The organism is Pseudomonas sp. CCNWLW23, from assembly GCF_037095675.1.
In the GTDB taxonomy this organism is placed as follows: Bacteria; Pseudomonadota; Gammaproteobacteria; order Pseudomonadales; family Pseudomonadaceae; genus Aquipseudomonas; species Aquipseudomonas atacamensis.
In genome coordinates, this window is sequence record NZ_JBAWKM010000024.1 from 1 (window position 1) to 12,793 (window position 12,793).

Here is a 12,793-nt window from a genome sequence, read left to right on the forward strand (position 1 = left end):
AGGCTGACACCACTGCCCGGTACGATCAGGTCACCGCCGAAAGGCTGTATCCCCGGCAACAGTTTCCAGCCAGCGTCGTCCACGGTTTCCGGCGGCGGTGCGAAACCGTCGTTGATGCTGCCGTAGATATCGAGGTTGCCACCGGCACGGATCAACAGGCTGCCCGCTTCCCCGCTGCCATACACCGAGGTCCGGCGAGTGTGTGGGTTGAGGCTGGCGTAACGGTAGCCGGACAAGTCGAGATCGCCCTGCACCACCAGATCGCCGTCAGCGGTTTTGCTGACGATTTCCACCCCTGGGCGCAGATGAAACGCATCGGCATAGGTCGCATTGTTGAGGCCGGCCAGTTTGCGTTTTAGCAGATCACTGTTACCCAGCGCCGCATCGATAAAGCCGCTGCTGTCTGAGTGAATGCGATCCAGGTAGGCTTGATCGATCACTTGATACGGGCGACCGCTGGCCGCCGGATCAGTGCCATCGGCAGCATCACTGTAACTTCGCACGGCATTCAGCCCGATGGAGCGGGCACCTTGAATACTCAACGTACCGCTGGCATCCACCGCAATGTCACCGCCGCCCAGGCGCGGTGCATTCAGCTCCAGCGTCCCACGCAACACGTCATCGCGTTGTCCCGCCTGGTTTCCAGGCACTGCATCGGTGCCGTGACGCAGGTCAATCCGTGCACCAGCGGCCAGCGTCAGCACGCCGTCACCTGAATTGAGTTCAACCATGGCGCGGTTCGGTGCGTCGATGATTTTGCCGTAGCTGTCGACGCGCAGTACGCGGCCATGGGCATCGAGCAGCGCGTTGCCTGTCAGGTTCAAACCGTTTTTGCCAGCAAGGCGAATGCTGCCGACCCGTTCACCACTGGCATCGATCACCCCGTCCACGGTCAGGTTGCCGTTGTCCACCGAGACATTGACTTCGCCCGCCTTGAGTTCGTTACCGATACGCAGATCGCCCTGCTTGAACTGGAAGCTTCGACTGCCCACTACCCCGCCGGCATTCAAGCGCAGGTTAAGGCTGGCAAACGCCTGGCTCAAATCACCCGCCAGGCGCTGGGCGCGAATGTCCACGCCACCGGCCTTGTACGGCACCCACGTACCGCCCGCGTCGTAATAGCCACTGCTGCTGCCGACAATCTGCCCTTGCAGATCAACCTGTCCAGCGTCAGTGGCCAGGGCCACAACGTTCAATTGGCCGGCCTGATTATTGACGGCGGACAGATCGATTCGCGAGCCCGCCAACTGACGAATATTGCCGTTGTTGCTCTGCAACGACACGTCGCCACCCCAGCTGTATTTCTGCACATCATTGAACGGCAGAACCCGGCCCGCCATGTCCACCTGCGCGCCGCTGCCAAGCAGCAGATCATCCTCGGCATTGACCAGCAGCTTGCCGCTGGCGAGGACGATGCGACTGTCGAGCACAACACTGCGTGCCGTCAGGCTCAGTTGCGCACCGAGGGCATCCGCGGCAGCCGTTGTGGCGCTACCACTCAGCGTCAGGTTGTTGCCCGCCTTGAGTTCACTGACCGAGGCGGCCTCGCCGGTCAGCAATGGCGTGCGCAGATTGAGATTGCCGCCGCTGTAGCTGAACCCCTTGACCGCGTCATAAGCTCCTTGGGATTCGTACACCGCCAGACTGCCCTTGTGGTTGGCGGTGATGCGCTCGCTGGCGTTGAAGTTGACGTTGGCAAACCCCAGGGCCAGTCGGTTATTGCGATCCAGGCCATTGGGCTGCGGGTTCGGGCCATAACCCAATTCGATCCGCTGTGCCTGAATATCCAGCGTGCCGTGCCCGTTGCCGGCGCCGTCCTTGACCACCGTACCCGGGGCCTGAGTCGCCCCGTTCCAGATCAGATTGCGGGTGCGGATCGTCGCGACATCGGTGGCAGCGCCCGAGCCGTAGATGGCCGGGCTACCCAACACCAGATTCTGCAAACGGCTCTGGCCGGTCTGCGGATCAATGGTGTCGAGGGTCACGCTGCCGAAAAAGTTGAACGCATCGCGGGCCACCAGACTCAGGGTTTCCAGGGCGGGGGCGCCAGATTGCGTGTCGCCCTGCAACAGGCGATCCAGCACGTTCTGGTTAAGCGTCAGGCCCGCGGGTGTGCGGCCGCTGGCTGCGGCCAGTGCTTGCGAACTGCCGGCATTGACCACACCGACCGAAAGCCCGAGTTGGCGAGTGCCAAAGCGCACGCTTTCGCCCAGTTCGAAGTCTTTGTCAGTGGCGGCGATGATGCTGCCGTTGGAGTACAGCAACGCCGCAGCGGTGCAATCGGCCGTCGGACAGTTGCCGATACGAATGCTCCCGCCCCCGCCTTCGGTGGGCGCAAGCACCGGCGTCCAGCCGTTGGACACCACCAGCAGGCTGGAGCGCCCCGGTTCGTAGACGAAACCGGCTGCGGCATCATACGGGACGTCACCTCGCCCCAAGGTATTGACGCCCGCTCCCGCATCGATGGTGATGCCGCCATTGGCGCTGTTACTGCTCAGCACAACCTCTGGCGCCGAGAGGATCGCGCCCTCGCGCAGACGAATCGCCGAGGTATTGCCGATCACCTTGATCGAGCCGCCCTCCGCACCGTAATACACGGTTGGGGTGCCACCGATGGTCAAACGTCCGGCATTCAAGCGGTTGAGGGTGTCGGCGTACAGCGATACACCGTCGAACCCTGGCGTTCGCGTATGCCCGGCACCGAGAATTTCAAACTCTGCGCCGGTATAACCGCCCTGAACGACCGCCGTACCAATGACCCCGCCGCTGGCAGGTTTGAACAGCACCTGCCCGTTGAAGTCCAGGGCTGAGTCGTGCTCGCCGCCACTGACCATGCGCAGGTGCAGCGTGTTGCCGTCCAGCGGTGTGCGGGCGCGCGGCAGACCGCGGCGGGCAGCATCGTTGAGCACAAATTGGCTGAACCCGGTTTCGTTGTACTGTGAATAGCGCCGCAGCACATCGGCAGACGTCACGATGACCTGGCTGAGCAAACTGTCGCGAATACCGGTGTTGGCAATCGACAGCTGTCCGGCCGTGGTCCAGGAGCCATTGCGCAACTTCAACGCACTGTCCATCGGCCCCGCAATCGCTTGACCATTGATTTCGACCCGGAAGGCGCCCGGTAACAAGGCAAAGGTCGATGGCAACAAGGTGTAGGTGCCGGGTGCCAGTCCGGCAACGCCGGTCCCGAGGGTGATCTGCTGGCCGATACGCGGGTCGACCGCGCCGGCCTCGGCCAGCATCGGCGCATAGCGGCTCTGGTCACCGGCCACGATTGCATACACGGGGTTATTGGCCAGCCCCGGCAAACTGAAGGTGCCATCGGTGGCATTGCGTACCAGCGGATTGAAACGCGCATCGGTGGAGCCACCTCGTCCGGAGACAAAACCGGCACCGCGCAAATCGCCGCCGCCCGAAAGGTCGATTACCGCCCCGGCCTGCACATTGGTGTATTGCGCATCAAGGATGACCCCGGAGGTCGCTCCGGCAATGCCATTCAACATCACCGACTTACCGTTGTACCGATAGTCGATACCGTCGGTGGTTCCTCCATAGGGCATGACCAGTCCGGCGGCGCTGACTGAAGTCACGCTGCCCGGCAGAAGGTGAAGTTCACGGGTTTTGACAATGACGTCATCACCCAGGGATATCAGCCCCAAAGGCGCACGAATGACGCCGCCCTGCTCGATCTGTCCCGCACTGAGTGTCAGGCTGCCGAACACCGAGTAAGGCAAAGCGGTCGGCGCCGCCCCGTGATTGCCGATACGCAACGTATGCTCCGGCACCGATCCGGCCATACTTTGATAGCCCACTCGCACCTCAGCCGAGACGCCACTGGCCGGGTAGATCTGCGCAGCCCGCATGTGCATGTCACCCGCAGTCCACAGACGGCTGCGCTGCTGTTCATCGGTTGGCGCGAGGAAGCGCAAGTCGCCCTGGCTGTCGAGCGTGACCAGACCAAAGCCACGGCGGCTGACCGCCAGCGCCGGTGCGGCCGATTGCACGAGAGTCCCTTCGGTGCCGAATGAAAGCGAGTTGCCCACGTCCAGCAGGTTCGCGCTGGCGGTGAATTGCGCGCCGGACAACTGCGCTGTCGGATTGCTCATCATCCGCGGACGCACTTTGACTTCCGAGCTGAAATAGGTGCCCAGCCCTGACAGGCGCAGGTAAGGTGCGCTGAGGTTGACCCGGGCGCTGTCACTCGCCGACTCGGCCAATGAAAGGGAACCGGCGAACAGGCTCAGGCCCTGTCCCATGTGCAGGTCGACATCGCCGTCGAACGTCATCAGACCGTTGCTCAGCAGACTCACGCTGTCGAAGCCACCGCTCATAAGCTGATCGGCACTCAAGCGTGTACGCCCGTAGCGTAAAAGTGGCGAAGCCTCTCCCGCTCGCAGCGGCTGCGGCAGTGCCGGCGCAGGCCCTTGGGCAATGATCAGTTCACGTGGCACGCGCACCGCATTGCTCAAGTTCGCGGAACCGTACGCCGGTGTATCCAGAGCGATCTCCAGACGCCCGCCCGCCGCACCCGCACCGCCAGCATTGGCCTGCAGACTGCCCTCGATGAACAGACCATTGTAGGAACTCAGGGTGATCCGTCCGCCATCGGTGGCCACACGAGCGGGGCCTTGCCCACCGCTATCGAGCACGGCTTGCGCACCGGACGCTTCCAGTCGCGCACCGTTGCGGATGATGACGAAAGCATCGGCAGCGGTCGCCGTGACTTTCTTCACATCAATCTCGCCACCGACAATGATCGAGCCACCCTTGCCAACCTGGCCGTAGACGCGGCCCAGCGCATCGACAGCGGTCGCTGCACGACCGGCGACATCGATCAAGGCATGTTCACCGATCCAGATCGAACGGTTGTGCGGGGTCGGATCGGCCTCTTGCAAGGACGTCGCCACATCAATCGCGCCGAACTGCTGTTGACGGATATCGACAACACCGCCCCAGGCGTTGAGTTCACCATCAAGCGTGATCTGGCCTGCCCCGCGCAAACCGATGCGCTGGCCGGGATCGACGCTGATCCGTGAGCCTTCGCCAATCGACAACGGACTGCTGGCGGGATCAATCAAGCCAGCAAGCGTCGCGCCGGCTTGCAATGCGACAGAAGCGCCGGCCCTTTGCGTCAAGACGCCCTTGAGCGGGTCTTCCTGAAATAGCGCGGGCGTCCATAGCTCCAGCGCAGCGCGCGGCGACATACCGGACACAATGGTCGAGGCGGATTCGCCAAATCGATAGACCGGCATCTGCACATCGATCGCGCTTTGCGCGGCGACCTCCAGCCCCTTCAGACCGATGATGTTGTAGGCGCTGAACCCCGTGCGGAACAGCTCCGGCGTCAGGCGCAAGGTCTGTTCTTCGGCCACTTCGCCGGAAGCGCCGATCCGCACCTTGCTGGCCTGCACGGTCAAGGTGCCGCCGCCGTTCACGCCATAGCCCTGCACCTTGCCATCGAGCACCATGCGCGACAGGCCTGGCGCACTGTTGGCGCTGGATTCAAGCGTCACGTCGCCACCCTTGCCGCCACGCGTCTTGCCGTTGGCCAATACCGCACCGCCCGACGAAACATCGACCAGACTGCCACTGGCCAGCAGAATGTCGCCGGTACTGCGGATCGACACCGTCCCGCCATTGAGGTACGCCAGGCCGCCCGCGTCGTCCGGGTTACTCGACAGGTTGCTCCACAGACCGCGTGTCTGCAGCTGCACACCCTGCGCAACCGTCACTCGCGCTTGCTTGCCTGCTGAAACCTGCAGACTGGTGTCATCACGCCGATCGGTGGCGAGCTGGTTCAAAACGTTGCCCAATTGCAGGCTGCCGCCTTGCGCAATCAGATCGGCATTGACCTGCACGTCAGGGCTGAACAGGGTGATGTTGCCACCGTGATCCACCGTCACGCCTTCATTGACTTCAATCGTGTTTTTCGCCGAGATCTTCAGCGCACCCAGCGCGAAACCATTGAGCAGCCCGGCATCGAGGAACAGTTTGCCTGCGCGTTCTGCCGCGACCGCGTCGGTCAGCCCTGCGTTCGCTACGCTGGCATGCGCGCCCCCCACTTGCACCTGATCGAGCAACGGGGCGAGTTGATAGAGCAGGCCGGCACTGGCAGCGACATAAGCAGCATCGTAACTGCCAACCACCAACTGCCCTCGCTGCGCCCGGGCGGTCTGGGTCTGGGCATAGCCGTCCAGACCTGCCCGCGGTGCCTGGATTTGCCGTTCGCCCTGAAACACCTCACCCAACAGCTGGCCATCCAGCACGGCGTTGCCCGTGGCGATCACCAACTGGCCGGCATCCCGGCCAACGGTGTAACCCGATTCCTGACGACGCGTCGGCGCGATCAGCGGGCTATAGAAATAATCCGTCTGGCCCCAGCGCTCGCTGTGACTTTCGTAACCTTTGTAAAGACCGTTGTAGAGAATATCGCCCGGCGCACGCGACACTTCGTATAACCGCCCGTCCGCACCGCGCAGCCAGCTCTGGCGAATCTCGCCGCCCTGCACATCAAGCGTGCCGCCGGACACATTGATCAGCGAACCTTTTTCGCTGATCACGTCCTTTCCGGAAAACCGCACCTCACCGCCCTGCGCCATCCATTCCCCAACGCCATGGCCCTGAGTGCCGAGGTATCCGCCGACCTCCAACAACCCACCGGCGGTGTACCAGCGGTCGGTGGCGTAACCGTTGGTGCCCGCCGGCACGAATACCAGCTCACGGACATCGACCCAGATGTCGTTACTGTTGAGCGCGCCGTTCTCGCGATTGACCGGCGCATCACGCTGCTCGTTGCCCTGGACGTTGATCTTGATGTTGTTGTTTGCCATCGCCACTTTGACGCCGAGGGCGCCGGACACGTCGATCACCGCCCCCTCGCGCAATAGACTGCGCTGTCCGGCGGCAACTGCCACCTGCCCACCGGTGGCAAGGGTGATCGAGCCGCTTTTGAATTCGACGGTGCCGCCGCTGCCGATGTCGATGCGTGACTGATCGCTGCGGATCCGGTTGTTGGCATTGACGCCGGTCAGCGCCGCCTCGCGCTGGCTGTCCAGGGCGGTGAGATCACTGCTGTCGAGCAGAATCGCACTGACGCCATTTTCGCCCAGGGTCACACGGCCTTGGGCATCGCTGGCCGGATTGAGCAGATGCACGGTGCCGCGCGTCGCCACCGAAGTGCTCGCCAGCAGCACACCGTTTTGCACAACGTCGCGGCCGGTCAGGGTGATGTCGCCGGTGGATGCCTGGATCAGGCCGGTGTTGCTGACCTTGCCCGAGCTGTCAGCCTTGAAACCGGGAATGACCTCACTGCCGAAGGTGGTTGAATAACCATTGCCGTCGGTGCCCGAGCCCTTGCGGATATAGAAACGGTCCCCCGCACCCAGCACCGTCTGACCTTTGGCCGTACTGATCGAGCCGTCGTTGTGCACGTCCTGGCCGAGCAGCAAGGTATAGCCGCCAGCGTCGGTGGACAGCGCAGGTTGATGCGTTTGTATGGCTGCGCCACGCTCCACCAGGACTTTGCCAGCAGCGTCGGTAAAGGTTGGCTGACTGCCAGTGCTGTCGAAATACAGACCCCGATCGCGAAATTGTGCATCGGTCATGTTCGCGGCTGCCGCTACCAGATTTCGCACATTGACCTGGCTGCCACCGCTGAAGACGATGCCGTTGCGGTTGATCAGCATCACCGTGCCGTCCGCTTTGATCTGCCCCTGAATCTGGCTGGCCCGTGCGCTCGGATCGTTGACGCGATTGAGCACCGCCCAGTTGGCCTGCTGGGCAAATTCCACTGTGGTATTGCGGCCGACGTTGAACGTTTCCCAATTGAGAATCGCCTTGTCGGCGGTCTGCTCGATCTTCACCGTGGTCTTGCCGTCGGCCTGGGTCTGTTGCGGGCCTTTGGCGTTCATCCAGCCCTGGCTCAGGCTGTTATCGACCTTCAGGCCGCCCTCGCCCAATCCGTCCGGTACCACTTGCACACTGCCCAATGCGGCGGCACGTCCAGCGGCTTGTGCGGCCTGCTGAGCGGCAATCGCTGCCACGGTGTTATTGAGCGTCTGCAAAGAGCGCTGCAACTGCTGGCTGGCCCGTTGCTGCTGTGCCAGCGGTGGGGTCATCCCCGGCAGACCGCTACCACCCGGACGCGACGCCGAAGCCTGCTGCGCTGAGCCCTTCGCGGCAAACCAGGTGGAACTGAACGCTGTCGCCGCCTCGGCACTGCCCGCCACCAGACACAAGGCGACGGCTTGCGCCAATGGCTTGAGCAGCCACTGTGCGGGATCGCCCGCGCCACGTTTGATCGGCCGGATACGGTTACTGTGACGGGAGGTGCGAGCAAGCATCACTACAGGTCCTTTTGGGTGGCAGGTCGGATCAGCCCTGCTGTTACGACATAGGCAGTTGGCGAGCCTCACGACCGAACGGATGTCACACAAACTTCATGATCAAGGAGTAAATCGGCAAAAAAAAACAGCAGCCCGAAGGCTGCTGCCGTTTCATTGCCGTTGAGACAAGGCTTACAAAGGACGACCAATGCCGTTACAGGCGTTGGCGTTGTTGATGTCCAGGTTATTGCCCGAGGTGTTGGTGATGAAGTTGGCGGTCACAGCGGTTTTCCAGTTGTTGGGAACCGGCGTGAAGCTGTGGGCGACGGTGGCGACGTTGTTGCCCGGGTTGCTGTAGTGGGTGGTCAGGAAGTTGCGCACGGCGGTGGCCACGGCTGCATCTTTGTAGCACTGGCCGAAGATGAAGTTGGTGTAAGCCACAATCGGGTAACCGCTTGCCGGGTTAGGCACGACCGGGGCCCAGCCAGCCGGGTTGGCAGGTGCGCTTGGCACCGGTGCAGTGCTCAGCGCCAGCGTCACGTTAGCGTTGGTTGGCTGGACGCCATTGACGCGGGCAACCACAGCGTTGCTGGTGGCGTTCACGCCGTCCGGCCCCACATAGCCGATCGAACCGTCCACGGCGTTCACCGCAGTGGCCACATCAGCGGTGTTGGCTACGCCGACCCAAGTCGATGGCAGCGCGGAACCGGCCGGCAGACGAGCGTTGGTGAAGGTGGAGTTGACGGCGAATTTGCCTGGGCAAACGGCGTTCAGGTGGCGACTGAGGATTTCAGTGGTGCCACTGGACACGCTGCGGTAAACCACACGGATCGGCGTGCTGTCGGCGTTACCCAGCAGAGCGCCCCAAGTGGTGGCGGTGCCCGACAGCGCATCACACAGTTGAGCGCTGGTCAGGTTAAGCGCGGTCTGACCGGATTTTTTGTACGGAATGGCAACCGAAGTGGCCACCGATGGCAGCTGGATCAACGGGCCGTACGAAGCACCGAAGTTGCTGGTGTAGGTGCTGAGTTCCGTAGCGCTGAGGATCGAGTCGCTGGCGGCGAAATGCACGGTGCCGGTGGTGCTGAACTGGGCGGCATTGTTGGTCAGGAAAGCGCTTTTGCCGACGCCGCTACCGGTCACGGCGTAGCTGAAGTTGGCTGGCAGGATGCTGTTGGCAGAACCTTTGTACAGCGCGGCAGGCAGCGAGGCGCCACCACCGGTTACGGCCATGGCCTGGGCGGAAGCCAGAGCGGCGACGGTCAGTGAGGCGGCGATCAGAGTGCGCTTGAACATGAAGAATCTCCTTTTCAACTTGGTTGGGAACACAGGTTTCGGAAGGCTTGCATGACACCGGGAGGGTCCACCGCAGTGGAGCCGCAGGGAGAAATTCGCAGCTTCCGGTGACAGATAAAGGAAAAAACCTCGGGAGCTGCGCGGGGATTTTGGTGCGGATTTCTCGGGTGTTTGCGGTGGGTTGCGGCGCGTCTGGATCGGGGGTTTGGCTGAATCGGGCTGGAGCCGTTGGCGGGTGGTTGCAGATGACAGAATGGAGAACCCGAGGATGGCGGGATCGGGACTCGGGTGAGGGTCAGGCCGGTGCAAAATATTTGAGTTTTGTGTTGTCGGGACTGGCGCTTTCGCGAGCAGGCTCGCTCCCACGGTTGAAATGCGTTCCCCTGTGGGAGCGAGCCTGCTCGCGAAGAGGCCGGCCCGGCCAACATCAAATTTGGCTACTGCACCAACTGGTTGATCTCAATAATCGGCAACAACACCGCCATCACAATCACCAGCACCACCCCGCCCATCACCACAATCATCAGCGGTTCGAGCAGCGCGGTCATGCCCATCGCGCGCCGTTCGATATCCCGCGATAGCGTCTGCGCCGCACGCTCAAGCATCGGCGGCAGCGAGCCGGTTTTCTCGCCGCTGGCGATCAGGTGAATCAGCACCGGCGGGAACACATTCTCCACGCGCAGCGCGGCGGCGAGGTTGACGCCTTCTCGCACCTTTGCCGTGGCCTCGCTGACGCTCAGGCTCAAGCGGTCGTTGGACAAGGTCTGCCGCGCTGCTTCCAGTGCACGCAACAACGGCACCCCGGCGCCGCCGAGGATCGCCAGGGTGGAGGCGAATCGCGCGGTGTTCAGGCCGAGAATGAAACGCCCGAACAGCGGCAACTTCAGGACCCGGTGATGCCAGCTCAATCGCGCCGCCGGATTGCGCAAATACAGACGCCAACTCCAGAACGCCCCGGCCATGAGCGCCGCGCACAACCAGCCCCACGCGCGAATGAAATCACTGGCGGTGAGCATCGCCAGGGTCAACCCCGGCAAATCCTGCCGCGCTTGAGAGAACGCGCTGACCACCTGCGGCACCACGTAGCTGAGCAGGAAAATCACAATGCCGATCGACACCAGCCCGACCACGCCGGGATAGATGAACGCAGTGAGAATCTTGCCACGCAGGTTGTTGCGTTCCTCGATGTAATCCGCCAGTCGCTCCATCACCTGGGCGAGATCGCCGGACTCTTCGCCAGCGGCAATCAGCGCGCGGTAAATCTCGGGAAAATCCCGTGGCCGCGACGCCAGCGATTCCGCCAGACGCATGCCGCTGCGCACATCGGCGCGCACGGCGCTGAGGGTCTGGGCGATGTGCTTTTTTTCGGCCTGCTCGACCGTCGCGCTCAGCGCTGCTTCCAATGGCAGGCTGGCACCGAGCAGGCTCGCCAGTTGCCGCGTGGCCCAGGCGAGGTCATTGTCGGAGAGTCTGGCGCTGAACAAACCGCTGCCGCCGTGTCGGGCGACGTTGCTTTCCTCATGCACCGACAGCGCTGTCAGGCCACGTCCGCGCAAGGCACTGAACGCTGCGCTCTGGCTGTCCGCCTCAAGGTGCCCGGACTCGATTTTTCCCGTGGCATCCGCCGCTTCAAAGCGATAGCGATTCATCAGGCGTCCCGTGTCACGCGAAGGATTTCTTCCGGCGCGGTGGCACCGCTGCGAATCCAGCGCTCACCGTCCTCACGCAGGCTGAACATCCCTGCTTTCGCCGCCGCCGCGCGCAGGGCCTGCTCCCCTGCCCCTTGGTGGATCAGCGTGCGAATGTCGTCGTCGATGCAGAACAATTCGTGGATGCCGGTGCGGCCGCTGTAACCGGTGTGATTGCACGCTGCGCAGCCCACCGGGCGCCAGGTGCCGGGCGTGGCCGGATCTTCCTGTTTGCACTGATTGCACAGGCGCCGCACCAGACGTTGCGCGAGGACGCCGAGCATCGATGACGCGAGCAAGAACGGCTCAACGCCCATGTCGATCAGGCGATTGACCGCCGACACCGCGTCGTTGGTGTGCAGCGTCGCCAGCACCAGATGCCCGGTGAGCGAGGCCTGCACGGCGATTTGTGCGGTCTCGAGATCGCGGATCTCGCCGATCATGATGATGTCCGGGTCCTGGCGCAGAATCGCCCGCAGCGCGAGGGCAAAGGTCATGTCGATCTTGGCGTTGACCTGAATCTGGCTGATCCCCGGCAAATCGTATTCCACCGGATCTTCCACGGTGAGGATGTTGCTGGTGCTCGCATCCAGCCGCGCCAGCGCCGCGTAGAGGCTGGTGGTCTTGCCGCTGCCGGTCGGCCCGGTGACCAGGACGATGCCGTGGGGCTGGCGGATCAAATGGTCGAGTTTGGCCAGCACCTGTGCATCCATGCCCAAGGTTTCCAGATGCAGGCGCCCGGCCTGTTTGTCGAGCAGGCGCATCACCACGCGTTCGCCATGGCCGGTGGGCACCGTCGACACCCGAATATCGATCGGCCGCCCCGCTACGCGCAAGGCGATACGACCGTCCTGCGGCAAGCGTTTTTCAGCGATGTCGAGCTGGGCCATGATCTTGATCCGCGACACCAGCGCACCGTGCAACGCCTTGCGCGGCGAGACCACATCCCGCAGGGTGCCGTCGACGCGGTAGCGCACCACCGAATGGGTTTCGAACGGCTCGATGTGAATGTCGCTGGCCTCATCGCGCGCGGCCTGGGTGAGCAAAGCGTTGATCATGCGAATCACCGGCGCGCCGTCCTGCGTGTCGAGCAGGTCGGTGATTTCCGGCATGTCCTGCATCAGCCGGTCGAGATCAACCTCGTTTTCCGCCGCACCCACCACCGCCGCCGCACTGCCGGTGTCGGCGTAAGCGCTGGCGAGCAAACCGTCGAGCTCGTCATCGCGCACCCGCTCGACCTGCGTCGCACCGAACTGCCGACGCACTTCGCTGATCGACCAGCCGGGCGTTGACGGGCACACCGTCAGCACGCCATCGCGCAAAAGAATGCGCTGCGCCTTGGCCCAGGCGTAAGGCAATGCACTCATCGCCCATCCTCCCCGCAATCGACCGTGGCAATGAGATCCTCTGTGGCAATGCGATCCCCTGTGGCAATGGAATCCTCAGTGGCAATGGGAACCTCTGTGGCGAGGGGATTTATCCCCG

General features: G+C 63.0%; 4 protein-coding genes. All 4 read right to left on the reverse strand.

Annotation, left to right across the window (positions count from 1 at the left end):
* Positions 1-8,342, reverse strand: an 8,342-nt coding sequence (locus V8J63_RS23895; RefSeq protein WP_336464706.1) for a two-partner secretion domain-containing protein, incomplete at its 3' end; no start/stop codon positions are given.
* Positions 8,343-8,516: 174 nt separating this feature from the next.
* The gene (locus V8J63_RS23900; RefSeq protein ID WP_197890570.1) at positions 8,517-9,620 is read right to left on the reverse strand and encodes a substrate-binding domain-containing protein; all 1,104 of its coding nucleotides are present in this window, start codon (positions 9,618-9,620) and stop codon (positions 8,517-8,519) included.
* 437 nt (positions 9,621-10,057) lie between these two features.
* The gene (gene gspF, locus V8J63_RS23905) at positions 10,058-11,269 is read right to left on the reverse strand and encodes a type II secretion system inner membrane protein GspF (protein WP_130886953.1); all 1,212 of its coding nucleotides are present in this window, start codon (positions 11,267-11,269) and stop codon (positions 10,058-10,060) included.
* Positions 11,269-12,675, reverse strand: coding sequence for a type II secretion system ATPase GspE (gene gspE, locus V8J63_RS23910; RefSeq protein WP_336464707.1), 1,407 nt, complete (start codon positions 12,673-12,675; stop codon positions 11,269-11,271). Before gspE ends, gspF begins: the two co-directional genes overlap by 1 nt.
* Positions 12,676-12,793: the final 118 nt, after the last annotated feature.